Source organism: Nocardiopsis exhalans, assembly GCF_024134545.1.
Classification (GTDB): domain Bacteria; phylum Actinomycetota; class Actinomycetes; order Streptosporangiales; family Streptosporangiaceae; genus Nocardiopsis; species Nocardiopsis exhalans.
Genome location: NZ_CP099837.1, coordinates 6,096,195 through 6,122,967, shown reverse-complemented (window position 1 = coordinate 6,122,967; position 26,773 = coordinate 6,096,195). Strand labels below are relative to the sequence as shown.

At 69.9% G+C, this 26,773-nt stretch carries 26 protein-coding genes; 17 read left to right on the top strand and 9 right to left on the bottom strand.

Annotated elements, in window-relative coordinates:
* Positions 1–147: 147 nt before the first annotated feature.
* On the bottom strand, positions 148–420 hold the full coding sequence (locus tag NE857_RS27145) for a hypothetical protein (RefSeq protein ID WP_254418218.1): 273 nt from the start codon (positions 418–420) through the stop codon (positions 148–150).
* Positions 421–1,244: 824 nt separating this feature from the next.
* Positions 1,245–2,096 carry a spermidine synthase gene (locus NE857_RS27140; protein ID WP_254418217.1) on the bottom strand — a complete coding sequence of 284 codons (852 nt, stop codon included), beginning with the start codon at positions 2,094–2,096 and terminating at the stop codon, positions 1,245–1,247.
* A gap of 175 nt (positions 2,097–2,271) precedes the next feature.
* On the opposite strand from NE857_RS27140, the gene NE857_RS27135 reads away from it, so the two are divergent.
* Positions 2,272–4,005: a proline--tRNA ligase gene (locus NE857_RS27135; protein WP_254422109.1), complete on the top strand. Its 1,734-nt coding sequence runs from the start codon at positions 2,272–2,274 to the stop codon at positions 4,003–4,005.
* A 71-nt stretch (positions 4,006–4,076) separates the two neighbouring features.
* Here the strand turns inward: NE857_RS27135 and NE857_RS27130 are convergent, their stop codons facing one another.
* Both NE857_RS27130 and NE857_RS27125 read right to left on the bottom strand, forming a co-directional pair.
* Entirely contained in the window at positions 4,077–4,523 is a 447-nt protein-coding gene (locus NE857_RS27130; protein ID WP_254418216.1) for a ferritin-like domain-containing protein, read from the bottom strand.
* A gap of 70 nt (positions 4,524–4,593) precedes the next feature.
* Positions 4,594–5,139 (bottom strand): hypothetical protein, encoded by a 546-nt coding sequence (locus NE857_RS27125; protein ID WP_254418215.1) that lies wholly within the window; start codon positions 5,137–5,139, stop codon positions 4,594–4,596.
* 394 nt (positions 5,140–5,533) lie between these two features.
* Here NE857_RS27125 and rimP point away from each other — a divergent pair, with 394 nt between their 5' ends.
* From rimP to truB, 7 genes are all read left to right on the top strand, one after another.
* Entirely contained in the window at positions 5,534–6,016 is a 483-nt protein-coding gene (rimP, locus tag NE857_RS27120) for a ribosome maturation factor RimP (RefSeq protein WP_017581784.1), read from the top strand.
* A 24-nt stretch (positions 6,017–6,040) separates the two neighbouring features.
* Entirely contained in the window at positions 6,041–7,063 is a 1,023-nt protein-coding gene (gene nusA / locus NE857_RS27115) for a transcription termination factor NusA (protein WP_254422108.1), read from the top strand.
* Positions 7,038–7,385 (top strand): YlxR family protein, encoded by a 348-nt coding sequence (locus tag NE857_RS27110; protein WP_338043086.1) that lies wholly within the window; start codon positions 7,038–7,040, stop codon positions 7,383–7,385. The genes nusA and NE857_RS27110 overlap by 26 nt, the downstream gene beginning before the upstream one ends.
* A gap of 233 nt (positions 7,386–7,618) precedes the next feature.
* The gene (gene infB, locus NE857_RS27105) at positions 7,619–10,747 is read left to right on the top strand and encodes a translation initiation factor IF-2 (protein WP_017581782.1); all 3,129 of its coding nucleotides are present in this window, start codon (positions 7,619–7,621) and stop codon (positions 10,745–10,747) included.
* Between the two features lie 88 nt (positions 10,748–10,835).
* On the top strand, positions 10,836–11,132 hold the full coding sequence (locus NE857_RS27100; RefSeq protein ID WP_026116717.1) for a DUF503 domain-containing protein: 297 nt from the start codon (positions 10,836–10,838) through the stop codon (positions 11,130–11,132).
* Positions 11,133–11,134: 2 nt separating this feature from the next.
* Entirely contained in the window at positions 11,135–11,575 is a 441-nt protein-coding gene (gene rbfA / locus NE857_RS27095) for a 30S ribosome-binding factor RbfA (protein WP_184365924.1), read from the top strand.
* A gap of 66 nt (positions 11,576–11,641) precedes the next feature.
* A complete protein-coding gene (gene truB, locus NE857_RS27090; RefSeq protein ID WP_254418214.1) occupies positions 11,642–12,529 on the top strand; it encodes a tRNA pseudouridine(55) synthase TruB in 888 nt (295 codons plus the stop codon).
* A 54-nt stretch (positions 12,530–12,583) separates the two neighbouring features.
* Here the strand turns inward: truB and NE857_RS27085 are convergent, their stop codons facing one another.
* Entirely contained in the window at positions 12,584–12,736 is a 153-nt protein-coding gene (locus NE857_RS27085) for a hypothetical protein (RefSeq protein ID WP_254418213.1), read from the bottom strand.
* Positions 12,737–12,799: 63 nt separating this feature from the next.
* Between NE857_RS27085 and NE857_RS27080 the strand changes: the two genes are divergently transcribed.
* Together NE857_RS27080 and NE857_RS27075 are read left to right on the top strand one after the other, a co-directional pair.
* Complete coding sequence (locus tag NE857_RS27080; protein ID WP_254418212.1) at positions 12,800–13,108, top strand: type II toxin-antitoxin system Phd/YefM family antitoxin; 309 nt, start codon at positions 12,800–12,802, stop codon at positions 13,106–13,108.
* Positions 13,105–13,389, top strand: a complete 285-nt coding sequence (locus tag NE857_RS27075; RefSeq protein WP_254418211.1) for a type II toxin-antitoxin system RelE family toxin — start codon at positions 13,105–13,107, stop codon at positions 13,387–13,389. Before NE857_RS27080 ends, NE857_RS27075 begins: the two co-directional genes overlap by 4 nt.
* Here NE857_RS27075 and NE857_RS27070 read toward each other — a convergent pair.
* Entirely contained in the window at positions 13,371–14,237 is an 867-nt protein-coding gene (locus NE857_RS27070) for an alpha/beta fold hydrolase (protein WP_254418210.1), read from the bottom strand. The genes NE857_RS27075 and NE857_RS27070 overlap by 19 nt on opposite strands.
* A gap of 180 nt (positions 14,238–14,417) precedes the next feature.
* On the opposite strand from NE857_RS27070, the gene NE857_RS27065 reads away from it, so the two are divergent.
* The 4 genes from NE857_RS27065 (at position 14,418) to NE857_RS27050 (ending at position 19,974) form a co-directional block, all read left to right on the top strand.
* Positions 14,418–15,365, top strand: coding sequence for a bifunctional riboflavin kinase/FAD synthetase (locus NE857_RS27065; protein WP_254418209.1), 948 nt, complete (start codon positions 14,418–14,420; stop codon positions 15,363–15,365).
* Between the two features lie 286 nt (positions 15,366–15,651).
* Positions 15,652–15,921: a 30S ribosomal protein S15 gene (rpsO, locus tag NE857_RS27060; protein WP_017581774.1), complete on the top strand. Its 270-nt coding sequence runs from the start codon at positions 15,652–15,654 to the stop codon at positions 15,919–15,921.
* Between the two features lie 288 nt (positions 15,922–16,209).
* Positions 16,210–18,531, top strand: a complete 2,322-nt coding sequence (locus NE857_RS27055; protein ID WP_017581773.1) for a polyribonucleotide nucleotidyltransferase — start codon at positions 16,210–16,212, stop codon at positions 18,529–18,531.
* A gap of 108 nt (positions 18,532–18,639) precedes the next feature.
* On the top strand, positions 18,640–19,974 hold the full coding sequence (locus NE857_RS27050) for a M16 family metallopeptidase (protein ID WP_254418208.1): 1,335 nt from the start codon (positions 18,640–18,642) through the stop codon (positions 19,972–19,974).
* A 72-nt stretch (positions 19,975–20,046) separates the two neighbouring features.
* Here the strand turns inward: NE857_RS27050 and NE857_RS27045 are convergent, their stop codons facing one another.
* From NE857_RS27045 to NE857_RS27035, 3 genes are all read right to left on the bottom strand, one after another.
* Positions 20,047–20,514: an Hsp20/alpha crystallin family protein gene (locus NE857_RS27045; protein ID WP_184365914.1), complete on the bottom strand. Its 468-nt coding sequence runs from the start codon at positions 20,512–20,514 to the stop codon at positions 20,047–20,049.
* Positions 20,511–22,223, bottom strand: a complete 1,713-nt coding sequence (locus tag NE857_RS27040; protein ID WP_254418207.1) for a BCCT family transporter — start codon at positions 22,221–22,223, stop codon at positions 20,511–20,513. Before NE857_RS27040 ends, NE857_RS27045 begins: the two co-directional genes overlap by 4 nt.
* A gap of 263 nt (positions 22,224–22,486) precedes the next feature.
* A complete protein-coding gene (locus NE857_RS27035) occupies positions 22,487–22,996 on the bottom strand; it encodes a MarR family winged helix-turn-helix transcriptional regulator (RefSeq protein ID WP_254418206.1) in 510 nt (169 codons plus the stop codon).
* A 173-nt stretch (positions 22,997–23,169) separates the two neighbouring features.
* On the opposite strand from NE857_RS27035, the gene NE857_RS27030 reads away from it, so the two are divergent.
* The 3 genes from NE857_RS27030 (at position 23,170) to NE857_RS27020 (ending at position 26,769) form a co-directional block, all read left to right on the top strand.
* Complete coding sequence (locus tag NE857_RS27030; RefSeq protein ID WP_254418205.1) at positions 23,170–24,276, top strand: polyprenyl synthetase family protein; 1,107 nt, start codon at positions 23,170–23,172, stop codon at positions 24,274–24,276.
* Positions 24,277–24,349: 73 nt separating this feature from the next.
* Positions 24,350–25,816 (top strand): phytoene desaturase family protein, encoded by a 1,467-nt coding sequence (crtI, locus tag NE857_RS27025; RefSeq protein ID WP_254422107.1) that lies wholly within the window; start codon positions 24,350–24,352, stop codon positions 25,814–25,816.
* Entirely contained in the window at positions 25,813–26,769 is a 957-nt protein-coding gene (locus tag NE857_RS27020; RefSeq protein WP_254418204.1) for a phytoene/squalene synthase family protein, read from the top strand. The genes crtI and NE857_RS27020 overlap by 4 nt, the downstream gene beginning before the upstream one ends.
* The last annotated feature ends 4 nt before the right edge of the window (positions 26,770–26,773 follow it).

The window sequence follows — 26,773 nt, the reverse complement described above, 5'->3', positions numbered from 1 at the left end:
CAACAGTTCGGTCGTGGGGTGTCACTGGCGGCAGGCGAACCGAAGGACCGTCGCCCGTCGAAGTCGGATCGCGCCCCGACTTCGGCGGGCGACGTCCGTTTTCGCGGCTTTCCCCGGTGTCCGCGCGGGTCCCGCGAGGTCCGGCGGCTAGCTGATCAGCCGGGCGATCTCACCGAAGGTCGGGCAGGGCCAGGGCAGCCGACAGCCCCGGCAGCGGTGCTCGTTCTCCCCGGCGGGGCTGTGTAGATGGAGGAGGTCCGCGCAGACGCTCGCGAGGGTGGACACCTCGTTGCGGGCGTTGGCGTAGAAGGCGACGTCGTTGATGCGGGCCAGGGCGCTGTCGGAAGGGGCCTCGGGCAGGCCCACGGTATCCGGACCCCAGGGCACCGCCCGGTCGGATCGCTCCAGGATCTGCTGCACGCACTGAAGCAGCCTCGCGTGTTCGGAGAGGCGTCCCCTCCGTGTCGCTGGTTTCGTGAACGGCGGCATCGCTGATCTCCCCCGACGGGCGGATACGCAGCGGCTCATCCCGTCAGGGAAAGCGCTGTGACTAAGAGTACACATATCGTCGCCGAATGTCGCGGAGTGTGGGTTGTGGTCTGTCCCCGACAAGAGGTACGGGCTGCCCCCAAGGGGAGGGGCAGCCCGTTGGCCTACGGCGGGGACCGGTCACGGAGGCGCGGGGTCCCCGGCCGGGGGCGGATCAGCCGCAGCTGGCACCACAGCCGCAGGCGTTGCCTTCCTGGCAGCCGCAGGTGCAGTTAGAGCCGCAGTTGCAGCCGTGCTGGGGCGGTGTTCTGGTCAGGGGGTCGAGCACGGTCCCTCCTCAGGGTCGGTGGCGTACCCGTGCGCGATCACGCCAGGGCTTCCGGACGGAAGGTGGCGCCACGAGTACGTTCCCCGCCACAGGAGGTGCCCGTTGTCCGGCTTTCCCAATCAGGGACGGGAAGCTTACCCTCCCGTTACCCAAGGCAGGCGGATCGGCACCCTTCGCGACACACCCGGCTGACCACCGCTTTCACCACCGGAGTCAGGCGAAGAAGCTCGGCGGGACCGCGGGGCGGCGGGTCATTCGGTAGAGCCAAACCTGACCGATGAGCATGACCGGAACCGCGGGTAGCAGCATCGACCACACGAACACCCCGGTCGGGCCGGGAATGCCCGCCGACGGCAGCGGCGCGCACAGCGCCACCAGCAGCCCGGGAACCGCGATCGCCAGCGCCGGGGGGGGGACACCGGGCCCGCTAGAAGATGTCGGTCGGCGGCGCGGGGGAGTCCTCGGCGTCCGCGTCGTGCACGGGGGAGTGGCCGGAGACGAACCGGTCCAGGTCCTCGCCCGCCACCAACCGCGCCATCTCCGGGTCCCGGTGCGCCAACCGCCCCAGCTCCTCCTCGGGCAGCGGCCGGTGCCCCGCCACCAGCACCAGGTTGCCGAACCGGCGGCCGCGCAGGATCCCCGGCTCCGCGGTCATCACCACGTGCGGCAGTACCGAACGCACCGTGGCCACCTGGGCGCGCGTGTGCTTCAGGGCGTACCCGTCCCCGACGTTGACCACCAGGAAGCCGCCCGGCCGCAGCACCCGCGCGGCCTCGGCGTAGAACTCCGCCGAGGTCAGCCGGGCCGGGGTGCGCGCCCCCGCGAAGACGTCGGACACGATCAGGTCCGCGCTCGACTCGTGCCGGGCCGCGATCCACTCCCGCGCGTCCCCGATCCCCACCCGCAGCTGCGCCCTGCGGTCCCACGGCAGCCGCCGCCGGACCGTCTCCACCAGTGCCGCGTCCACGTCCACCGCCCGCTGGCGCGAACCCGGGCGGCTGTGCGCCACGTACCGCGCCACCGTCAGCGCACCCGCGCCCAGGTGCATCGCCTCGACCGGCTCACCCCCGGGCGCCACCAGGTCGGCCGCGTGCGCGATCCGCCGCACGTACGAGAAGTCCAGGTAACCGGGATCGGACAGGTCCACATGGGACTGCGGGGTGCCCTCGACCAGCAGGAACCACGAGTTCGGCCGGTCCGCGTCCGCGAGCAGGTCGACCCCGGGCACCGCCGAGACCTCCTCCTCGGCCTCGACCCTGTCACGCACACGTCTGCCCATGCCCCCGCCTCACTCCCGGAAAATCCCTCCAACGTTAGGCGCTGCCGGCGCTAGTCGGAAACGGGCGCGCGAACGCCCTCCCGGGAGCGCTAGCCTGGGTTTCCCCAGATCCATCACATCTATCTACCCGCGCCCCTCTGGGCGCGATCACCGAGGAGTGGCCGTGCTACTGCGGATGTCGAACCTGTTCCTGCGCACCCTGCGTGAGGACCCGGCGGACGCCGAGGTGCCGAGCCACAAGCTGCTCGTCCGCGCCGGCTACGTCCGCCGCGCCGCCCCCGGCATCTACACCTGGCTGCCCCTGGGCAAGATGGTCCTGGAGAACGTCTCCCGCGTGGTGCGCGAGGAGATGAACGCGATGGGCGGCCAGGAGGTCCTCCTGCCCGCGCTGCTGCCCAAGGAGTACTACGAGGCGTCCGGCCGCTGGGAGGAGTACGGCGACACCCTCTTCCGCCTCAAGGACCGCAAGGGCGCCGACTACCTGCTCGGCCCCACCCACGAGGAACTCTTCACCCTCCTGGTCAAGGGCGAGTACTCGTCCTACAAGGACTTCCCGGTCGTGCTCTACCAGATCCAGGAGAAGTTCCGCGACGAGGCCCGCCCCCGCGCCGGAGTGCTCCGCGGCCGCGAGTTCCACATGAAGGACTCCTACTCCTTCGACATCGACGACGAGGGCCTCCAGGAGGCCTACGACAAGCACCGGGCCGCCTACATCCGGATCTTCGACCGGCTGGGCCTGGAGTACGTCATCGTCTCCGCCACATCCGGCGCCATGGGCGGTTCGGCCTCCGAGGAGTTCCTGGCCGTCGCCGCCACCGGCGAGGACACCTTCGTGCGCAGCACGGAGTCCGACTACGCCGCCAACGTCGAGGCCGTGAGGACCCCGGCCCCCACCGATCTGCCGGTCGAGGGACTGCCCGAGGCGCAGGTGCACCACACCCCGGACACCGCCACCATCCAGACCCTCGTGGACTTTCTGAACGGGGCCGGGCTCGGCCGTGACTTCACCGAGGCCGACACCCTCAAGAACGTCCTGGTCAAGACCCGCGCCCCGGGCAGCAAGGACTGGGAGCTCCTGGCCATCGGCCTGCCCGGCGACCGCGAGGTCGACTTCAAGCGCCTCGAAGCCGCCCTGGAGCCCGCCGAGGTCGCCCTCCTGGAGGAGGCGGACTTCGCCGCCAACCCCTTCCTCGCCAAGGGCTACATCGGCCCCAAGGCCCTGCTGGACAACAAGGTCCGCTACCTCGTCGACCCGCGCGTGGTCACCGGCACCGCCTGGGTGACCGGCGCCGACAAGACCGACCACCACGTCATCGACCTCGTGGCCGGACGCGACTTCACCCCGGACGGCACCATCGACGTCGCCGAGGTGCGCGACGGCGACGCCTCGCCCGACGGCCGGGGCACCCTGTACACCGCGCGCGGCATCGAGATCGGGCACATCTTCCAGCTCGGCCGCAAGTACGCGGACGCCTTCAAGCTGGACGCCCTCGGCCCGGACGGCAAGCCCAAGCGCATCACCATGGGCTCGTACGGCATCGGCGTCTCCCGCGCCGTCGCCTCGGTCGTGGAGCAGTCGCACGACGACAAGGGCATCATCTGGCCGCGCGAGATCTCGCCCGCCGACGTGCACGTGGTCGGCACCGGCAAGGGCGGCGAGGTCGAGGAGGCCCTGCGCATCGGCGGCGAGCTGGAGGCCCGCGGCCTGCGCGTGCTGGTCGACGACCGCAAGGCGGCCCCCGGTGTGAAGTTCAACGACGCCGAGCTGCTGGGCATCCCCACCGTGGTCATCGTCGGCCGCGGCCTCAAGGACGGCCTGGTCGAGCTGCGCGACCGCCGCTCCGGCGAGCGCTCCGACGTCCCGGTCGGCGAGATCGTCGACCGCACCGTCACCGCCTGCAGCGAGTAGCGATGAGCGAGTAGACACAGCGAAGGAGCGGCGGTCCGGGTCCCGGGCCGCCGCTCCTCTCGCGTTCGGGGTCAGGCTTGGTCGAACCCCGGCAGGGAGTCCAGCTCGGCGCCCCACACCAGCGCCCGCACCGTCGCCTCCTGGAGGATCCGAGCCGCCGTGATCCGCAGGTCCGTGTCGGCCGAGGCGCTCAGCCACAGGCAGGCGCTCATCGTCGTCTCCTCCAACCCCGCGGCGAAGACGTCCAAGTCGTCACCGCCGCGCCCCTCCGGCAGCGGGTAGGAGGCCAGCGCGAGCGGGGGATCGATGCCGCGTTCCACCGCGGCCGCGTGCAGGGCGTCCCGCAGCGCCTTGTGCTCGTAGGCCGCCGCCGAGGCGCGCTCCCGCCGGGGCTGGTCACCGGCGGCGCCGCCGACGAACTCGAACCCGTACACGGCGGCGTGCTCGGCGCTCAGGGCCTCCGCCAGCGCCGCCGCCGTGGGGTCCTCGCCCTCCGCGGGGGTGGGGCTCTCGGTCACCTGACTACCTGCCTTCACGTACTTGGGTGGTTCGGTCGCGGGGCGCTGCGCCAGCGCTCGGTGCTGAGGCTCAGGCCCGGGCGAGCAGGTGCGCGTGTCCGGCCTCGCACGCGCCGATCCCGCTGATCAACTGGGCCAGACCCGGGTCGGCGACCGCCGCTGCCTGGTCGAGCCTGGCGCTGGTGGCCGCGGCGGCCAGCGCCCGCAGCCCCGCAACGTCGAGCACGGCGTCCAACGCCGGGTCCTCCCGCGGGGTCACCGGTTCGCCGTCCTCGCCGTCTCCGGCGCCCTCGACGTCATCAGGGTCCGTGTCGTACGCGCCCACCTCCTCCGGGAGCGCGTCGAGCAGCGCGTCCAGATGGGTCACGTGGTGCTCCAACAGCTGTTCCAGGAGTTCGGCGGGGCCGGTGCCCCGTTCCAGCGCGGCCTCGTAGCGCACCACCATCCGCTCCTTCTCGCGGATGAGCGAGCGCAGCACGGACACGTCCGGGGTCACGTCGAAGGGGTACCAGTCGGCTGTGCCGCAACCGCCCGCTCCGACAGCGACACCCGTCACAGCCACACCCGTCACCGTCAGGCCCAGCACCGTGCGGCGGCTGACATCCCCCTGGCCCACGCGCCCTCCTCCCGTGCCCCGCGGCTCGGCGCGGCGTCGACAGGACCGCCGTCAGCGGCGGTCAGACCCCATCTTTCCACGGGCGGCGGTCGGCCCGGGCCGCACCGGTACCCCCTGCCAGGACGGTGATCCAGCCATGCGGCGGACCGAGCGCGACGCGCCCCGCCCGCGCGGACCGACCTGGGGGACGCTCAGGTGTGGATACCCTTGCACCACAACCGCCGTCGCACGCGACGTGCGGCGCTCGTGTGTCTCTACGGCACAGCGTCTCCAAGACACTGGGCCTTCGAGACACAGAGCGAATTCGCCGCAGACTACGTACAGAGCTGGACCGCCCCGTTCAACGGCACACGGCCGAGCGGGCGGGATTTCGCCGTTTGAGGGGCTAACACGCATGGGAGCGCAGGCGCGCAACGAGCGCATCGCCGAGCTGCTGGAGCCGGTACTGGCCGAGGCCGGACTGGACCTGGAGGCTGTCGAGCTGACACCCGCGGGCAAGCGACGGGTGCTGCGCGTGGTCGTGGACTCCGACAACGGGGTCGACCTGGACACCGTCGGAGAGATCAGCCAGGCCGTCAACGACAGCCTGGACGCCTCCGACGTCATGGGCGAACAGCCCTACGTCCTCGAGGTCACCTCCCCCGGAGTGGATCGTCCGCTGACCCTGCCTCGCCACTGGAGGCGCTCCCAGGGCCGACTGGTGAAGGTCTCCCTCGTCGAGGGCGGCGACCTCACCGGTCGCGTCACCGAGTCCGACGACCAGGGCGTGACCCTGGACGTCAAGGGACGGCCCCGAACCCTGGCCTACGACTCGATCGCCAAGGCCAAGGTCCAGGTGGAATTCCGTCGCGCCGACGACGCCGACGCGGCGGACTAGAGGGGGAGCCCCGTGGATATTGACATGAGCGTCCTGCGCAGCCTTGAGCGCGAGAAGGACATTGCCGTCGAGCTGGTGGCCAAGGCCATCGAGGACGCGCTGCTGATCGCCTACCACCGCGAAGAGGGCCCCGACAAGAAGGCGCGCGTGGAGCTGAACCGCTCCACCGGCCACGTGATCGTCTGGGTCTCGGAGACCGACGAGGAGGGCGATATCGTCGGCGAGTTCGACGGTACGCCCACCGGCTTCGGCCGCATCGCGACCTCCACCGCCAAGCAGGTCATCCTCCAGCGTCTGCGCGACGCCGAGGACGAGCTGACCCTGGGCGAGTTCGCCGGTCGCGAGCACGACATCGTCTCCGGCATCATCCAGCAGGGCAAGGACCCGCGGAACGTGCTGGTCGACCTCGGCAAGCTCGAGGCGATCCTGCCCCCGCAGGAGCAGGTCCCCACCGAGACCTACACCCACGGTGAGCGCCTGCGCGCCTACGTGGTGCAGGTCCGCAAGGGCCACCGCGGTCCCTCGGTGACCCTCTCGCGCACCCACCCCAACCTGGTGCGCAAGCTCTTCGAGCTGGAGGTCCCCGAGATCGCCGACAACACCGTCGACATCGCGGCGATCGCCCGTGAGGCCGGCCACCGCACCAAGATGGCGGTCCGTTCCAACCGCGGCGGCGTCAACGCCAAGGGTGCCTGCATCGGCCCGCTCGGCAGCCGCGTCCGCAACGTCATGGCCGAACTCCACGGAGAGAAGATCGACATCGTCGACTACTCCGAGGACCCCGCCGTGTTCGTCGCCAACGCGCTGTCCCCGGCCCGGGTCAACTCCGTGGAAATCCTTGACATGGCCGCCCGGGTCGCGCGCGTGGTCGTGCCCGACTACCAGCAGTCGCTGGCGATCGGTAAGGAGGGCCAGAACGCCCGCCTCGCCGCGCGCCTCACCGGCTGGCGCATCGACATCCGCTCCGACGCCGAGCCCGCGCAGGCCTCCGAGGAGGGCGCCGAAGGCATCGGTCAGGGGGATGACGACGCCCCTTCGGCCGGTTAATCGGGTCGCAGGCATGTCCCGACGCGATAAGGTGGCCGGAGACGGTCCTGACCGTCCCGTGCGAACGTGCGTGGGGTGCCGGTCTCGGACAGTCCAGTCCGACCTCGTGCGGCTGGTGGCCGTGGGCATGGTCATCACGCCCGACACCCGAGGTCGACGTCCGGGGCGCGGCGCCTATCTGCACCACGACCGGCGATGCCTTGAGCTCGCCGAACGCCGCAGAGCGTGGCCACGCGCCTTCCGGAGCCGGAACGGTGGAGGCGACACCGGGTGGGACGTCTCACTTGTGACGTCCCTACTAGGTGACGCCCCGCGTGACTGAACGCTTCGTCGTTCCGGATAGGGTTGGAATGTCTGGGCTGGCCTAAAGGTTGTAGAGACCGAGGTCGGCGTGCAGTGCTGTGTCGGCACGTAAGGGCTGGCCCATTGTTGTGTAGCGATGAGGAAGCAGGTCGAGATTGCGATGAGCGCCTGATGAGTACGCAGCGATGAGTAACTCGAGCTAACGACGGTCCGGCACAAGCCCATGTCCCGGACCGAAGCTGAAGGAGAAGTGTGGCGAAGGTCCGGGTGTACGAACTCGCCAAGGAGTTCGGTGTGGAGAGCAAGGCCGTGCTGGCCAAGCTCAATGAGATGGGCGAATTCGTCCGTTCGGCGTCCTCGACGATAGAGGCCCCCGTCGTGCGACGCCTGCAAGAAGCTTTCAACAACGGTTCCGACGGCAACGGCAAGAAGGGCGGCTCGGCTCCCAAGCCCGGCCCCGCCCCCAAGCCTGCCGCCGAGACCTCGGCGCGCCCCGCGGCTCCCAAGCCGGGGCCCGCCCCCAAGCCGGGCCCGAAGCCGGGCCCCAAGCCCGCTGCGGCTCCGCAGGCGGAGAAGCCCGCCGCGGCCCCGCAGGCCGAGAAGCCCGCGGTTCCGGCTGAGAAGCCCGCCGCGCCGGTCGAGAAGCCCGCGGTTCCGCACTTCGAGCAGGCTGCCGAGCAGCCCACCGCCTCCAAGCCCGGCCCCAAGCCGGCTCCGAAGGCGGCTCGCGGCGACGCCCCGCGTCCCGGTGCTCCCAAGCCCGGTGGTGCGGCCGGCGGTCGCGGCGAGCGCGGCGATCGTCCCCAGCGCGGTGACCGTCCGGAGCGTTCCGGCGGCCGCGAGGGTGGTCGTGACGGTGGCCGTGGCCAGCGTCCGGGCGGTCCCCGTCCGGGCCCGCGTCCGGGCAACAACCCGTTCGCGTCCAACGCTTCCGGCATGGGCTCCAAGCCGGCCGCTCCGCGTCCCGGCGGCGGTGCCCCGCGTCCGGGTCCGCGTCCCGGTGGCCCGCAGGGTGGCGGCGACCGTGACCAGCGCGCCCCGCGTCCCGGCGGTGGCGCTCCGCGTCCCGGCGGTGCCGGTGGCCCGCGTCCGGGTCCCCGTCCCGGTGGCCCGCAGCAGGGTGACCAGCGTGCCCCGCGTCCCGGTGGTGCCGCAGGTGCCCCGCGTCCCGGCGGCGGTGCTCCGCGCCCGGGTGGCGGCGGTGGCGCTCCGCGTCCCGGCGGTGCCGGTGGCCCGCGTCCCAGCCCGATGAACATGCCCTCGTCCCGGCCGGCCTCGCCCGCGGGCGGCGGCCGTGGTGGCGGCGGTGGCGGTCGTCCCGGTGGCGGCGGTGGCCGCGGCCGCGGTGGCGCTCCCGCTGGTGCGGGTCCGCGTCCCGGTGGCGGCGGTGGCGGCGGTCGTCCCGGCGGTTTCGGTGGTCGTCCCGGTGGCGGCGGCCGTGGCCGCGGTGGCGGAACGGCCGGTGCGTTCGGTCGTCCGGGCGGTCGTCCCGGTCGTGCCCGCAAGTCCAAGAAGCAGCGGCGTGCGGAGTTCCACGAGCTCTCGGCCCCGTCCTTCGGCGGCGTCAAGATCCCGAGCGGTAACAACCAGGTCATCCGTCTGTCCCGCGGCGCCTCGCTGTCGGACTTCGGCGACAAGATCGACGTCAACCCGGCGTCGCTCGTCCAGGTCATGATGCACCTGGGTGAGATGGTCACCGCGACCCAGTCGCTGCCCGACGAGACGCTGCAGCTGCTCGGTGAGGAGCTCAGCTACCGGATCGAGGTCGTCAGTCCCGAGGACGAGGACCGCGAGCTGCTCGAGTCCTTCTCCATCGAGTTCGGCGAGAACGAGGGCGGCGACGCCGACCTGCGTCCGCGCCCGCCGGTGGTCACCGTCATGGGCCACGTCGACCACGGTAAGACCCGACTGCTGGACACCATCCGCAAGACCAACGTCGTGGGCGGCGAGGCCGGCGGAATCACCCAGCACATCGGTGCCTACCAGGTCGCGACCGAGGTGGACGGCGAAGAGCGCAAGATCACCTTCATCGACACCCCCGGTCACGAGGCGTTCACCGCCATGCGTGCCCGTGGTGCGAAGGTCACCGACGTCGCGGTTCTGGTCGTGGCGGCCGACGACGGCGTCAAGCCGCAGACGGCCGAGGCCATCGACCACGCCAAGGCGGCCGAGGTGCCGATCGTGGTCGCGGTCAACAAGATCGACGTCGAAGGCGCCGACCCGCAGCGGGTACGCGCCCAGATGACCGAGTACGGCCTCGTGGCCGAGGAGTACGGCGGCGACGTCCAGTTCGTGGACATCTCCGCGCTCAAGGGCGACAACATCGACGCCCTGCTCGAGTCGATCGTCCTCACGTCCGACGCGGCCCTGGACCTCCAGGCCAACCCGGACATGGACGCTCAGGGTCTGGCGATCGAGGCCTACCTGGACCGCGGTCGCGGTTCCATGGCCACGGTGCTGGTCCAGCGCGGCACGCTCAACGTCGGTGACTCCATCGTCTGCGGCGACGCCTACGGCCGCGTTCGCGCCATGCTCGACGAGCACGGTGAGAACGTCCAGTCGGCTGAGCCGTCCCGTCCGGTCCAGGTCCTGGGTCTGACCAACGTGCCCAGCGCCGGTGACAGCTTCCTGGTCGTCAAGGACGACCGCGTGGCCCGTCAGATCGCCCAGCAGCGTGAGGCGCGCGAGCGCTTCGCCCAGCAGGCGAAGTCGGCCCGCCGCGTCACCCTCGACACCTGGAAGGACCACCTGAAGGAGGGCGAGCGCTCCGAGCTGCTCCTCCTCATCAAGGGTGACATGTCCGGTTCGGTCGAGGCGCTCGAGGAGTCGCTGCTCAAGATCGACGCCGGTGGCGACGAGGTCGCCATCCGGATCATCGGTCGCGGCGTCGGTGCGATCACGCAGAACGACATCAACCTGGCGTCGTCCGCGGACGCGATCATCGTCGGCTTCAACGTTCGGCCCGAGGGCAAGAACAGCCAGCTGGCGGACCGCATGGGCGTCGACATCCGCTACTACTCGGTCATCTACCAGGCCATCGACGAGGTCGAAGCCGCGGTCAAGGGTCTCCTCAAGCCCATCTACGAGGAGGTCCAGCTCGGCAGCGCCGAGGTCCGCGAGGTCTTCAAGGTGCCCAAGATCGGCAACATCGCCGGTTCCATCGTCCGCGACGGGATCATCCGCCGCAACACCAAGGCACGTCTCATCCGCGAGGGCAAGGTCATCTCGGCCAACCTCAACGTCGAGTCGCTGCGTCGGTTCAAGGACGACGCCACCGAGGTCCGCGAGGGCTTCGAGTGCGGTATCGGTGTCGGTTACAACGACATCCGGGTCGAGGACGTCATCGAGACCTACGAGATGCAGGAGAAGCCCCGCGACTAGTCGCGAGGACTGATCCACCTGGGGCCCCGGACCGCTGTGTCCGGGGCCCCGCCTTTGACGGCTCACACAACACCACAGGTGATCATTTTTGTACGTTGGGGCGCTGACCCTGGACGTTCTTCTCGGAGACGTCCACTCGCTCAAACAGAAGCGTTCGATGGTGCGGCCCGTCGTCGCCGAACTGCGCCGGAAGTTCTCGGTGTCGGTCTCGGAGGTCGGCGATCACGACCTCTACCGTCGGGCCAAGATCGGTGTCGCGGTGGTCGCACCGACCGCCGCCCACGCACGGGACCAGATGGACACCTGCGAGCGTTTCGTCGCGGGCCGTCCCGAACTGGAGCTGCTCTCCGCCAGGCAGCGGCTCTTCAACGAAGAGGAAGACTGACGATGGTTGACGCCGCACGCGCGCGTAAGATCGCCGACCGTATCCAGCGCATCGTCGCCGAGATGCTGGACCGGCGAATCAAGGACCCGCGCCTGGGATTCGTCACCGTGACCGACGCCCGGATCACCGCGGACCTGCGGGACGCCACGGTGTACTACACGGTGTTCGGCACCCCCGAGGAGAAGGCGGCCAGCGCCGCCGCCCTGGAGAGCGCCAAGGGCGTGATCCGCAGTGAGGTCGGTCGCCAGACCGGCATCCGCCACACGCCCAGCCTGACCTTCGTCATCGACGAGGTGCAGGAGAACGCCCAGCACATCGAGAAGCTGCTGGTCGAGGCGCGCAAGTCCGACGAGGAGGTGGCCCAGAAGGCCACCAGCGCCAAGCACGCGGGTGAAGCCGACCCGTACAAGGCGCCTCGTGAGGACGAGGAAGAAGACGAGTAACCAGCCCCGGGGCGGCGGCAGTGACCGCCGCCCCAGCCCTTTTCCCAGCTTTCCCGGAGGAACCCCATGGCCGACAGCGGTGTCGTGGTCGTCGACAAGCCCGCCGACTGGACGTCCCACGACGTGGTCGCCAAGACCCGCGGCCTGGCGCGTACCCGCCGCGTGGGCCACGCGGGCACCCTGGATCCGATGGCCACCGGGGTCCTGGTCCTGGGGATCGAGAAGGGCACCAAGCTGCTCGGCCACCTGACCCTGACCGAGAAGACCTACGAAGCCACGATCCGGCTGGGCCTGGTCACCAACACCGACGACGCCGAGGGTGAGCCCGGCGCCCGCGTGGACGCCTCCGCCGTCACCGACGCCGACGTGCACGCTGCGGTCGCGAAGCTCACCGGCCCCATCCAGCAGGTCCCGCCGCAGGTCAGCGCGATCAAGGTGGACGGCAAGCGCGCCTACAAGTCGGCCCGTGAGGGCAAGGAGGTCGCGCTCAAGGCCCGCACGGTCACCATCTCCCAGTTCGACGTCACCGCGATCCGGCACATCCCGGACGCCGAGGGCGCCTTCGTGGACGTCGACGCGGTCATCACCGGTTCCAGCGGCACCTACATCCGCTCCCTGGCCCGCGACATGGGCGCCGACCTGTCGGTGGGCGGACATCTCACCGCCCTGCGCCGCACCCGCGTGGGCCCCTACGACCTCTCGCAGGCCCGCACCCTGGAGCAGCTCGCCGAGGAGTTCACCCAGGTCCCCCTGGCCCAGGCCGTGGCCGCCGCTTTCCCGGTCCGCACCATGGACGAGGCCGAGACCCGCGCCATCCGCCACGGCAACCGCATCAGCGAGAGCTCCCTGGGGGAGGGGACCATCGGCCTCTTCGCCCCGGACGGAACGGTCATCGCCCTTGGCGAGAACCGCCCCGGCCACATGAAACCGGTCGTGGTCTTCAGCCCTGCTTAACGAAGCCTGGCCTCGATCCAGCGACGCATGAGCGCGGTCGGTTTCACGCCTTCTTCAGCAGCGGCGTCCCGCACTCGATCCATGACTTCCTTGGGCAAGCTGGCCTCGGAAATGACCATGATCTGGTCTGTCGGCAGCTTCGATCTCCGTGCTGATGTCCCGGTTGTCGTAGTACTCAGCCAGCTCATCAAGCTTCTTCTGATCCATGACTCCATCCTGATTGGCGCGAATCATGTACATGTAGGAGCCCTGTTGCCTATAATCATGTACATGATGATGCTACCGATGATGTCCATGCTGCCGTTGGCTGAAGTCAGAAATAACCTGTCCAAGATCGTCGACGAGGTCGAGCGGACCCACGACGCGGTCACCATCACCCGCAACGGCAGGCCCAGCGCCGTCGTGCTTTCGGTGGACGACTACGAGTCGATGTTGGAGACCTTCGCGCTTCTGGAGAGCCAGGAGGATCAGGAACGTCTGGCGCAGGCCAAGGAGGAGTACGAGCGCGGCGACGTGGTCACCGGCGACGAGATGGCTGAGCTCATGCGTGAGCGCTCTCCCCGAAAGGGAAGTACGTGAGCGAAGGCTATCGACTCGTCCTCACCCGGACCGCACGCCGTGCCCTCTCTGAGACGCTGCCGGACAAGGTTGCTGTGGCGGCCTGGGAGCTGATCAACGGGGACCTCAAAGCGGAGCCACGGCGAGTGGGCAAGCGGTTGAACCCACCGTTCGAGAGTGACTGGGTGGCTAGGCGATCCAGCTACCGAATCCGCTACGGCATTGACGAGGACGAGGGTGTCATCGTCGTGTACGACATCCGGGCACGGGCTGACGCCTACCGCTATTCGGGCGGACGCTGAGGGAGCTCCTTGAGGAACTCGACCAGGGCCGCCGTCAGCTCGCCGGGGCGTTCGACCGAGGGCAGGTGTCCGGTGTCCGGCAGCTCCAGGAGGCGGGCACCCTCGATCCCCGCCTTGTAGAGGTCGGCGACGTCCTGGACCTGGGGGACCTCGGAGAGGCCCTTGACGACCAGGGTGGGCACGCCGATCTCGTGCAGGCGGTCCACCGCCGGGCGCTCGGGCCACTGGGTGTGGTTGGCCGGGCTCGACCAGCGGCGGGCGTACATCTCGCGCAGCATCAGCAGCGACAGGTCCCAGGCCTCGACGGGCATCTCGTCGGGGGAGCGGCCCGGGCCCAGGACCATGAACCTGGCCTGGGCGTCGGCCATCGCCGCCACGTCTGCCGGGTCCGGATCGGCGTTGCCCTCCTGATACGCCACCAGCCGTACGTGCGGCACCGCGGCCAGGGCCATCTGCTGTCCGGTCCGAACGAAGACCTCCGGCCACACGTGTCCCGACATTCCCGGGCAGACCAGCGCCAGCGCGTTCACCCGCTCCGGGGCGGCCAGGGCCGCGTCGACCGCGTAGGCGCCCCCGTAGGACGCGCCGAACAGGGTGGCCTCCGGGATCTCCAGCGCGTCCATCAACGCCAACAGGTCCTCGTGGTGCCGGACCGGACCCTCGTGGTCGGCCGAACCCCCGTAGCCGCGCCAGTCGTAGCGCACCACCCAGTGGTCCTTGGCCAGCTCCGCGAACTGGTGGTCCCACATCCGACGGTCGGCCACACCCGCGTGCACGAGCACGACCGCGGGCCCTGCCCCGGCCTCGTCGTAGGCCAAACGCGTCGTACCGGTGTCGATCATCGCCATCCGGGCACGGTAAACCGCGTTCCCGGGTCATGCCAACCCTTCTTTGCCCACGGCAGAGACCCGACCGGGTGCGCCGCGGAGTGCGCCGGGCCACACCGCCCGCGTGTCGGAAGCTGGGCCGCCGACATGGCACGCTTGTCTCAGGAACAACCAGACCACTTCACAGCAAGGGGACCGAACGTGCGGCGATGGGACGGGCTGGAGGACATTCCCTCCGACTGGGGGCGGTCCGTGGTGGCGATCGGCGTCTTCGACGGGGTGCACCGCGGCCACCAGGCGATCCTGGGCTCCGCGCGCGCCCACGGGCGCGAACTCGGCCTCCCCGTCGTCGTGGTCACCTTCGACCCGCACCCCCAGAAGGTGCTGCGCGGGGTCACCCCGCCGGTCCTGACCCCTGTCGAACACCGCGTCGAGCTCATGGAGCCCCTCGGCGCCGACGCCGTGTGTGTCCTGCCCTTCAGCGGAGAGCTGTCCTCGCTCAGCGCCGAGGATTTCGTTCAGCGGGTGCTGGTCGAGCGGCTCCACGCCGCGGCCGTGGTGGTCGGTGAGGACTTCCGCTTCGGCCACCGAGCCGCCGGGAACGTGGCCGTCCTGGCCGACCTGGGGGAGAAGTACGACTTCACCGCCGACGGCGTGCGCCTGGTCGCCGAGGGCGACACCATCACCTCCACGCGGATCCGCGGCCTCCTGGACGAGGGCGACGTGGCCGCCGCGGCCGAGCTCCTGGGCCGCCCGCACCGCGTGTGCGGCGAGATCGTGCACGGCGCCGCCCGCGGCCGCGAACTCCTGGGCTTCCCCACCGCCAACGCCGACCTCCCGGCGGACACCGCCGTGCCCGGTGACGGCGTCTACGCCGGGTGGCTGAGCCGCCTGGAGCCGGTCGAGGGGCAGGAGTCCCGCTGGCCAGCGGCGATCTCGGTCGGCACCAACCCCACGTTCGACGGCGCCGAGCGCACGGTGGAGGCCTACGCGCTCGACCGCGACGACCTGGAGCTGTACGGCCTGCGCATGGCCGTCGACTTCACCGCGCGGATCCGCGGCCAGGAGCGCTTCGACGACATCGAAGAACTCATCGTGGCGATGCGCCGCGACGTCGACCGCTGTCGCGAGGTCCTGGGCTTGGCCTGATCGGGTGCGGCCTGATTCCGCGTCCGGCTGTGTTTTCCACGACCCGTGACCAGGGCGCTTCGCCACGTGGTTTGCGGTAGTGTGGGTCCGTCCACGTGTGCCCGCGGTGAGTCGCGCCCCTCTCGGGGAGCGGATTCGGCGGGAGCGCGGTGCACCCGCGCCATCGGCGACGGGCCGCGCGCACCACACGCGACGGTGACTGTTCGTACGCGCGGTCACCGCGTCTGAACCCTGTCAAGTACCGGGGTTCGCCCTGCGTACCGACTCTTGAAACAGAAGGAGCGTTGTGTCGATCGACACCGCCACCAAGGAAAAGATCATCGCCGAGTACGCCACCGCTGAGGGCGACACCGGCTCCCCCGAGGTTCAGATCGCGCTGCTCACGCACCGCATCACGGAGCTCACCGAGCACCTCAAGGACCACAAGCACGACCACCACAGCCGTCGTGGCCTGCTCCTGATGGTCGGCCGCCGCCGCCGTCTGCTCAAGTACATCGCCAAGCAGGACATCACCCGCTACCGCTCGCTGATCGAGCGTCTGGGTCTGCGCCGCTAGGTTGATTCGGAGGGAGTGGCTTCGGCCGCTCCCTCTTTGTTAGTAAGGTGTAACCAGAGTGGCCTCCGACACCGGAAGCCACTCGCACGCCACCGCGCCGTCACCCCGGTACCAGGGGTCGGTCCTCGGTAGTGGTCTCCGGACACCACCCGTCACGGGTGTGCCGTGGGCTTCGATCGATGACCGGCCGTCATCACCTCCGGGGCACGTCGCGGAAAGTACATCGCTGTGCCGAGAGCCTGTCCGGCTCCGGCGCGGCGGACCGCAACATGTAGTAGGAGGTCGCCCATGGAGGGCGTTTACTCGGCCGAAGCCGTCATTGACAACGGCAAGTTCGGCACCCGTACCATTCGCTTCGAGACCGGCCGTCTGGCCCGTCAGGCCGCCGGTTCGGCCACGGTCTACCTGGACGACGAGACCGTCGTCCTGTCGGCCACCACCGCCTCGAAGCGCCCCAAGGAGAACCTCGACTTCTTCCCCCTGACGGTGGACGTCGAGGAGCGGATGTACGCCGCCGGCCGTATCCCCGGCTCGTTCTTCCGGCGTGAGGGCCGTCCTTCCGAGGACGCCATCCTCACCTGCCGCCTGATCGACCGGCCGCTGCGCCCCTCCTTCAAGAAGGGCCTGCGCAACGAGATCCAGATCGTCGAGACGATCCTGGCCCTGCACCCCGAGCACCTGTACGACGTCGTCGCCATCAACGCGGCCTCGATGTCCACGCAGATCTCCGGGATCCCCTTCTCCGGCCCGCTCGGCGGCGTCCGCGTCGCCCTGATCGACGGCCAGTGGGTGGGCTTCCCGACCCACGCCGAGCTCGAGGGTGCCACCTTCGACATGGTCGTCGCCGGCCGTGTCATGGAGGACGGCGACGTCGCGATCATGATGGTCGAGGCCGAGTCCACCACCCAGACGCTGAAGCTGGTCGCCGAAGGGGCTGTCGGCCCCAACGAGCAGACCGTCGCCGAGGGTCTCGAGGCCGCCAAGCCCTTCATCAAGGTGCTGTGCAAGGCCCAGCAGGCCGTCGCCGACCAGACCAGCCGTGAGCAGACCGAGTTCCCGGTCTTCCTCGACTACGAGGACGACGCCTACGCCGCCGTCGAGGCGGCCGTGCGCGAGGAGCTCTCCAAGGCCCTCACGATCGCGGACAAGCAGGACCGCGAGAGCGAGCTCGACAAGATCAAGGCCTCCGCCGCCGAGAAGCTGGCCGAGGACTTCGAGGGTCGTGAGAAGGAGGTCGGCGCCGCCTTCCGCAGCCTGAGCAAGCAGCTCATGCGTGAGCGCGTGCTGCGCGACCAGGTCCGCATCGACGGCCGCGGCCCCAAGGACATCCGTCAGCTGAGCGCCGAGGTCGGCATTCTCCCGCGGGTGCACGGTTCGGCCCTCTTCGAGCGTGGCGAGACCCAGATCATGGGCGTCACCACGTTGAACATGCTGCGCATGGAACAGATGGTTGACACGCTCAACCCTGACAAGACCAAGCGCTACATGCACAACTACAACTTCCCGCCCTACTCCACCGGTGAGACCGGTCGGGTGGGCTCGCCCAAGCGGCGCGAGATCGGGCACGGCGCCCTGGCCGAGCGGGCCCTGCTGCCGGTTCTGCCCGCCCGCGAGGAGTTCCCGTACGCCATCCGTCAGGTCTCCGAGGCCCTCGGGTCCAACGGTTCCACCTCGATGGGTTCGGTCTGCGCCTCCACCATGTCCCTGATGGCGGCCGGTGTGCCGCTCAAGGAGATGGTCTCCGGTATCGCCATGGGTCTGATCAGCGAGGGCGACCAGTTCGTCACGCTGACCGACATCCTCGGTGCCGAGGACGCCTTCGGCGACATGGACTTCAAGGTCGCCGGTACCCGTGAGCTCATCACGGCCCTGCAGCTGGACACCAAGCTCGACGGCATCCCCGCCGAGCAGCTGGCCCTGGCCCTGCAGCAGGCCCGCGGCGCCCGTCTGGCCATCCTCGACGTCATGCAGGAGGCCATCGAGCGTCCGGCCGAGATGAGCCCGAACGCTCCGCGCATCCTCACCGTCAAGGTGCCCGTCGACAAGATCGGCGAGGTCATCGGCCCCAAGGGCAAGATGATCAACTCGATCCAGGACGACACCGGCGCGGACATCTCGATCGAGGACGACGGCACCATCTACATCGGTGCCACCGACGGCCCCTCCGCGGAGGCCGCCCGGGACACGATCAACCAGATCGCGAACCCGACCATGCCCGAGGTGGGCGACCGCTACCTGGGCACCGTCGTGAAGACGACCGCCTTCGGCGCGTTCGTCTCGCTGCTGCCCGGCAAGGACGGTCTGCTGCACATCTCGCAGATCCGCAAGCTGCACGGCGGCCAGCGCATCGAGAACCTCGACGACGTGATCAGCATCGGCGAGAAGATCCAGGTCGAGATCCGCGAGATCGACGACCGCGGGAAGCTCTCCCTGGTCCCGGTCGAGGTCGTCGAGTCCGAGAACGCCAAGTCGGACAAGGCCGACTCCGCTCCCAAGGCCGACAGCGCCGAGGGTTCGGACGAGGACTCCGACAAGGACGACGACAAGGGCGAGGGCGCCCCGCGCCGCCGTCGGCGTCGCAGCTCCGGCGGGCGTTCCGAGAACACCTGATCCTGAGCCCGTCTGACCCGGGGCGGTCGCGTCTTCACGACGCGGCCGCCCCGCCGTCGTCCCACACGTATGCTCTGCTGAATGCCCCGACGCGAAGAAGAAGGATCCATGAGTTCTGTCCCCATCGCCGCAGAGCAGGAGCCGGGCACGACCGTGACGCTGCTGGAGCCCGACGGCGGCTCCGGACTGGTGCGTCGGACGGTACTGCCCGGCGGCCTGCGCGTGGTCACCGAGAACATCCCCGGCGGCCGGTCCGCGGCCTTCGGGATCTCCGCGACCACCGGCTCCCGTGACGAGGACTCCGCGCACGCGGGGTCGGCGCACTTCCTGGAGCACCTGCTCTTCAAGGGGACCGGGACCCGCTCGGCGCTGGAGATCTCCGCGCTGCTGGACGGTGTGGGCGCCGACCACAACGCCTACACCACCAAGGAGCACACCTGCTACTACGCGAAGGTCCTGGACCGGGACCTTCCGCTCGCGGTGGACGTGGTCGGTGACATGGTGGCCAACTCCGTCCTGGACGAGGACGAGGTCGAGACCGAGCGCGGCGTGATCCTCGAGGAGATCGCCATGTACGAGGACGAGCCCGCCGACCTGGTGGACGACGTCTTCGCCGAGCACTTCTTCGGTGACACCCCGCTGGGCCGCCCGATCCTGGGCACCGCCGACACCATCAAGGCGCTGGCCCGCGAACGCATCGCCGAGCAGTACCGGGACGCCTACGTGCCCTCGGAGCTCATCGTCACCGCCGCGGGCAGCCTGGAGCACGACACGGTGGTCGAGCAGGTCCAGGCCATGTTCGCCGACCGCCTGGCCGCCGCCGGTGACGCCCGCCCGTCCCGCCCGCGCATCGCGGGGAAGCCGGTCCGCACCTTCGGCGGCACGGTGGTGCAACCGCGTGAGACCGAGCAGGCCCACATCATCCTGGGTTCGGAGGGGCTGACCCGTACCGATCCGCGCTGGTACGCCCTGCGCCTGCTCAGCGCCGCTCTGGGCGGTGGCATGTCCTCCCGCCTGTTCCAGGAGGTGCGCGAGAAGCGCGGCCTGGCCTACGCGGTGCACGCCTACCACACGGCGTACGCCGACACCGGCACCTTCCAGATCTACGCGGGCTGTCTGCCGGAGAAGGCCGACGAGGTCATCGGGGTCTGCCGCGACGAGCTGGCCAAGGTCGCCGCCTCCGGCATCACCGCCGAGGAGCTGACCCGCGCCAAGGGCCAGATCCAGGGCGCCATGGTGCTGGGCAGCGAGGGCACCAACGCCCGTATGGGGCGCCTGCTCTCGCACGAGCTCACCCGGCCGCGCCACTCCTCCATCGATGAGGACCTGGCGAAGTACGACGCGCTCACCCAGGATGACGTGGCCGCGGTCGCCGCCGAGCTGCTGGCCCGTCCGCGGGCGCTGGCCGTGATCGGCCCCTACGAGGCCGACCGCGTCTTCTAGCCCTCACACGCGAACGACCCCCGCCGGGCACGCGCCCGGCGGGGGTCGTTGGGTTCCTGGGGCCTGCCCGGATCAGGTGCGCTTGCGCCGTGAGATGTTGATCCGCTTGGGGACGCGCTGGTTGGCCGCCCCGTGGACGACCACCTCCAACAGGCCCTCGCCGTAGCTGGCCTCCACATCCTTCTCGCCCACCCCGTCGGGAAGGCTGATCTCCCGGCGGAAGGTGCCCATGAACCGCTCCGAGGAGTAGTAGACGACGTCGTCCTCGTCGCGCCGCCGCTCCCCGCTGATGGTCAGGATGCCGTGGTTGAGGCTGACCGACACGTCCTCCTCGTACACGCCGGGGACCTCGCACCTGATCACCAGGTCGCGGCCGCGGGCGAGGATGTCCGTGGGCGGGCTCCAGGCGTCGGCGAAGCCGCGTTCGCGCTCACCGGCCTGGCTCGTCTCGATCGAGGACATGGTGTCGGAGATGCGGTTCATCTCCGTGATCATGTCGACGACCCCGTGGAAGGGGTTGCTGAACCTCTTGGGTGTCATGTGCCCTCTGCCTCCTCTGGAGTGCCTTCTTCACCCTTACGGCCCACCCTGATGTTCCCAGAAGGGGCGGCTGGCGGTCGATCCTCCGCCCGGACCCTCTTCGGCGCGCCGGGCTTCGGTTCGCTCGCGAGCGCCTTGAACAGACCCCACAGCATGAAGATCAGGATCACCGCGAAGGGCAGGCCGGTGACCACCGACGCCGCTTGGAGGGCGTCGAGTGCCAGTGCGCCGCCCAGGACGAGCAGGATGAGCGTCACGGCGCCCTCGCTGACCGCCCAGAAGCCGCGCTGGAGCCGGTAGGCCTTCGTGCTGCCGCCGTTGGTGAGCATGTCGACCACCAGGGAACCGGAGTCCGAGGAGGTGACGAAGAAGATCGTCACGACGAGGATCAGCAGCAGGGAGGCGACGAGCGCCACCACCGGTGCCAGCGGGAGCGCCTCCATCAGGTGGAACGCGGCGTCGGCCTCGTTGCCGTCCTGGAAGCCGCCGTCACCGAACAGCTCGTAGTACAGGCCCGAGCCGCCGAAGACGCCGAACCACAGGACCGACACGACGACCGGCGCGAAGAGCGCGCCGAGGATGAACTCCCGGATGGTGCGGCCGTAGGAGATGCGGGCCAGGAAGATGCCGACGAACGGGGCCCAGGAGATCCACCAGCCCCAGTAGAAGACGCTCCACCCCGTGGTGAAGCCCGCCGCCTGTTCGTCGGCCAGCGGGCTCGGGAAGGACAGGCTCCACGGAATGAGGTTTTCCAGGTACTCACCGGCGCCCGAGGTCATGCCGCTGATCATCCACAGCTTGGGCCCGGCGACGAAGACGAAGGCCAGGAGCAGGAAGGCCAGCCACAGGTTGATGACCGAGAGCCTGCGCAGACCCTTGTCGATCCCCGACAGGACGCTGAACAGCGCGATGGCGGTGATGACGATGATGATGAGGGACTGTGTCAGCCCGTTGTCCGGGATTCCGAACACCCGGCTGAGGCCGCTGCTGATCTGCAGGGTGCCCAGCCCCAGGGAGGTCGCCAGGCCGAAGATGGTCCCGAACACCGCGAGGACGTCGACGATGTTGCCGGGCCAGCCGAAGGCGCGTTCGCCCAGCAGTGGGTAGAGGGCCGAGGCTGGCCGCAGTGGCAGGCCCTTGCGGTAGGCGAAGTAGCCCAGCGACAGCCCCACCGCGATGTAGATCGCCCAGGGGTGGAAGCTCCAGTGGAAGAAGCTCGACGCCAGCGAGCTGCTGGCGGCCTCGGGCTGGAGGAGAGCGTCGACCTCCTCGCCTTCCTCGTCCTCGATGACGATGGGCGTCAGCCCGGCTTCCTCGGCCTCCTCGAGCTGTTCCTCTCCGGCTTGGCCCTGCTCCACGACGATGGGCGCCTGTGTGGCGTCACGCGGGTCGTGCAGGTGGTTGACCGGCTCGGCCACGCCCCAGAAGACCAGACCGATACCCATACCGGTGGTGAAGAGCATCGCGAACCAGGCCATGGTGCTGAACTCTGGCCGGGAGTCGTCCGGCCCCAGCCGGACCTTCCCGAACCTGCTGAGCATCAGGAAGATCGCTGCGCCGAGGAAGAAGGTGGTCGCCAGGACGTAGAACCAGCCGAGCGTCGAGCCGATCCAGTCACGGGTGCTCTGTGCCGCTTGGAGCAGCGGGTCCGTGTAGGCGATGCCCAGGACGACGAAGGCGATGATGACCGCTCCGGAGGTGATGAACACCGGAGGGTTGGTTCGTTCTTGGATGAATTCGCGCAGGGTTGAGATGGTGGCTCCTTCCCATCCCCGTCACGGAGAGTTTCGGGCGGGGGTCGGGCGCCGGTTCCTGCTACCGGTCACGGATGGGTCCCGTGGGATGGTAGAGGCTTTCGTCCCTGGTAGTAAAGCAACCGTCACAATGCGGAGAGTTTCCGGCAGAGTATGACATGTCGGATCACGGGTTCACGCTCCGGAGCGGAGGGCTGGAACACGAGGGCGGGGCGGGGTCAGGTCCTGGGATCGATGAGTGAGTCCAGGGTCGATCCGGCACGGTCCAGCCAGTCCACGATGACCTCCAGCTCTTCCAGCGTGTAGCCGGAGTGCAGGTCGATCATCGCCTGCCGCATCCCCGGAGCGGTGGGGCCGATCCTGCCCTCCGCCCCTTCGACCAGTCGTACGGCGACCTTGCGCCTGTCCAGCGGGTGCGGTGTCCGTTCGACCAGACCGTGCGCCTCCATCCGGTCCACCACGCCGGTCACCGACCCCGTGGACAGGCAGAGACTGTCCGCTATTTCGCCGGGTGTCATGGTTCCGCTGGCTCGGAGAAGCATGTAGCACTGGAAGTCGGTCGGGTTCATGCCCGTACGGTCGGCCATCCGGTGCAGGAGGCGTACGAGGCGCACGGCCAGCTGCTGACCGTCTTGCTGGAGCGCCATGTAGAGCTCCTCGCGGGGCCTGCGGTCGACCTCGTCAACGGCCCCGCTCTCCGTGGTCCCAGCGTTGGGCGCGCTCGTCATTGGTCTCCCTCGCCGCTTCGTGCACGGTCCCTCCGTCGTTCCTGTTGATCTTAGGCCTCATCCCAGGTGTCGCTTGGCCGTGAAGCCGCATCGCATGAAATAGTTAGATATACAAGATACTCTGAAAATAAGACATTCTGTGACTTTTGGGCCCTGTCGGGGGAGTCGACGCCTTGCTTTCAGCGCACCTGCACGAGACAACGCTGCCAGCAGACCTGGACGGTGTCCGGTCGCTCGTGGGAGACCTGCTGTCCGAGTACCTCCAAGGCCGCGTCAACGCCGCTGACAAGGTGGACAAGGACTTCGCGGCCGACCTCGCGGTCAGGCTCGCGTCCTTCACCCTGGACGGCGGCAAGAGGCTGCGCTCGGTGCTGGCGTGGTGGGGCTGGCTGGCCGGGGGCGGCGCGGTGCGCGGAGCCGATGCCCGAGCCGCGCTGAGCGCCTGTTCGGCCATCGAGGTCCTCCAGTCGTTCGCCCTCGCCCACGACGACGTCATGGACGCCGCACCCATGCGCCGCGGTCAGCCCTCCTTCCACGCCGCCCACACCGCGGAGCACCGCGCGCGCCGGTACTCCGGGGACGCCCGCCGCTACGGGGAGTCCATGGCGATCCTGGTCGGTGACCTCGCCATGGCCTGGGCCGATGACCTGCTCCACGAGTCTCTGGAGAGCCTGCCCACCCGGAGCGCCGCTCACACGGTGTGGCGGGAGATGCGCACGGAGGTCATGGCCGGGCAGTTCCTCGATCTGCGCGCACAGGCTCGCGGTGAGCGGTCCGAGCTCAGCGCACTGCACGCCGACCACCTCAAGACCGCCACCTACACGGTCGAACGGCCGCTTCACCTGGGCGCGGCCATGGCCGGCGCGCCGGCGCGGACCCTGGCGGCCCTGCGCGGCTACGGCGCGGACGTGGGGGTGGCCTTCCAACTGCGGGACGACCTGCTGGACCTCTACGGCGATCCCGCCCGAACGGGTAAGGAACCCGGGGAGGACCTGCGGGAGGGCAAGAACACCTTTCTGCTGGCCGCCGGACTCCGGTTGGCCCGGGAGCAGGGCGACACCGAGGCACTGCGCACGCTGTGCCTGACCGGAGGGCCGTCCGAACACGTGGACATCGAAGGCGCGGCGCACGCACTCGAACGGGTGGGCGCCCGGAGCCTGGTCCAGCGGCGCTGCCGGGAACTGGCCGAACGCGGTCTCGGGCGGCTCGCCCCGCTCGATCTCGCCCCCGCGGTCGGCGAAGGCCTGTGTTCCTTCGCTCAGACGGCCGCTCAGCCATGAACACCGGATACGTGACATTCCCGGAAGTCAAGGAGAAACCGTGAGCGTGGTTCAAGGAAGCGGGCGTCGTCCCGTGGTCGTGGTGGGAGCCGGTTGGTCCGGGCTCTCCTGTGCACTGCACTTGCTGGGCGCCGGGCGCGACGTGGTGGTGGTGGAACGTGAGGACCACCCCGGCGGTCGCGCGGGGCGCCAGGACATGGAGGGCTACCGCCTGGACACCGGCCCCACCGTCCTCACCATGCCCGAGCTGCTGGACGAGGCCTTCGCCGCGGTGGGGGAGTCCGTCCGGGACCGGATCGAACTGGTGCCCCTGGCGCCCGCCTACCGCGCGGCCTTCGCCGACGGTTCCACGATCGACGTCCACACCGACCGCGCACGCATGGCCGCGGAGGTCGCCCGTGCCGCCGGAACCCGCGAGGCCGTGGGCTACCTGCGCCTGCGTGACTGGCTGACCCGGCTGTACGACGTGGAGATGCGCTCCTTCATCGACGCCCAGTTCGACTCGCCTCTCGACCTGCTCGGCCCCGACCTGGTGCGCTTGGCCGCGATGGGCGGGTTCGGCCGCCTGGCACCGGCCGTGGGCAGGCACGTCAAGGACGAACGGCTGCGCAGGATCTTCTCCTTCCAGGCGCTCTACGCCGGCGTCGCACCCGACAGGGCACTGGCCGCCTACGCCGTCATCGCCTACATGGACACCGTGGCCGGCGTCTACTTCCCCCGGGGCGGGATGCGGATGATCGGCGAAGCCATGGCCGCGGCCGCCGCCAAGGCCGGCGCCGACCTGCGCTACGGGGAGTCGGTGAGCCGCCTGGAGCGCTCCGGGGACCGCGTCACCGCGGTGATCACCGACCAGGGGGAACGGATCGCCTGTGACCAGGTGGTACTGACCACGGACCTGCCGGCCGCCCACCGGCTGCTCGGGCACCGCTCCCGTAGGCCGGTGCGTCAGCGGTTCTCGCCCTCGGCCGTGGTCCTGCACCTGGGCACCGACCGCACCTGGGACCACCTGTCGCACCACACCATCTCCTTCGGAACGGCGTGGCAGAGCACGTTCACCGAGATCATCGACCAGGGGCGGACCATGAGCGACCCCTCGCTACTGGTCACCCAACCGACCCTCACCGACCCCTCCCTGGCCCCTGAGGGGCGCCACCTCTTCTACGTGCTGGCGCCCGCGCCCAATCTGGAAGCCGGGAACATCGACTGGGACGAGGAGGGGAGCCGCTACCGCGACCACATCGTGTCCACCCTCGAATCCCGCGGGATGACCGGCCTGGACGCCTCGGTGCGCGCTGAACACCTGGTCACCCCAGCGGACTGGGCCCGTAAGGGCCTGGCCAGGGGGACTCCCTTCTCGCTGGCGCACACCTTCACGCAGACAGGACCGTTCCGGCCGCGCAACACCGTGCCCGGAACCGCGAACGCCGTGCTGGCGGGCTGCGGCACCACCCCCGGGGTCGGGTTGCCCACGGTCCTGCTCTCCGGCAAGCTCGCGGCCGCCCGCGTGGTCTCCCGGACCGGGAGCGGGGTGCTTCGATGAGCGCCGCCACCGCCGAACTCCAGGCGGCCGGGATCGGTCCCGGCCAGTTGCGGGAGGACTACCTGCTCTGCCGGGCCCTGCACGCTCACCACGGCCGTACCTACTACACCGCCACACGTGTTCTGCCGCCTGAGCGCCGACCCGGTGTCCACGCCCTGTACGGCTTCGCACGCTGGGTGGACGACATCGTCGACGAGCCCGGTCCGGAGCTGACCACCGGGGACCAGCGAGCCCGTCTCGACGCGATCGACGCCGACCTCCACCGCGTCTTCACCGGCGGCGAACCGGGTGAAGCCGTCCTGCGGGCCCTGGCGCACACGGTGCGGCGCTACGATCTGCCCCGGGACTACTTCACCGCCTTCATGGCGTCCATGCGCATGGATCTGGACGTTCCCGCCTACCGGGACCTCGCACACCTACGTGAGTACATGTACGGCTCGGCCGCGGTCATCGGACTCCAGGTCCTTCCGGTCCTCGGCACGACCGTGCCCCGGGAGGCGGCCGCCCCGCACGCCGCGGCGCTGGGAGAGGCCTTCCAGCTCACCAACTTCCTGCGCGACGTGGCGGAGGACCTGCGCCGGGGCCGGGTCTACCTGCCCGCCGACGTGCTCGCCGACCACGGTGTCGACCGCGCTCTCCTGGAGCACTGCGCGAGTACGCGGACCCCGGACCCGCGCGTGCGCCGTGCGGTCGCCGACCTGGTCGGGATCAACCAGGGGTTCTACCGGGAGGCCGAGCCGGGCATCGCGATGCTCGACCCGGTCGCCAGCCCGTGTGTCGCCACCGCCTTCCGCCTCTACCGCGCGATCCTGGACGAGATCACCGCGGCCGACTTCGACGTGTGGAGTGTGCGGCACCGGGTTTCGGACGGAAGGAAGCTGGCCGCGGCCGTCCCCGCTTTCGCCCGCGCCCTCTGGGCGCGCGGCGTGCCCCGGCCCAGAACCGCCACGTGACCCC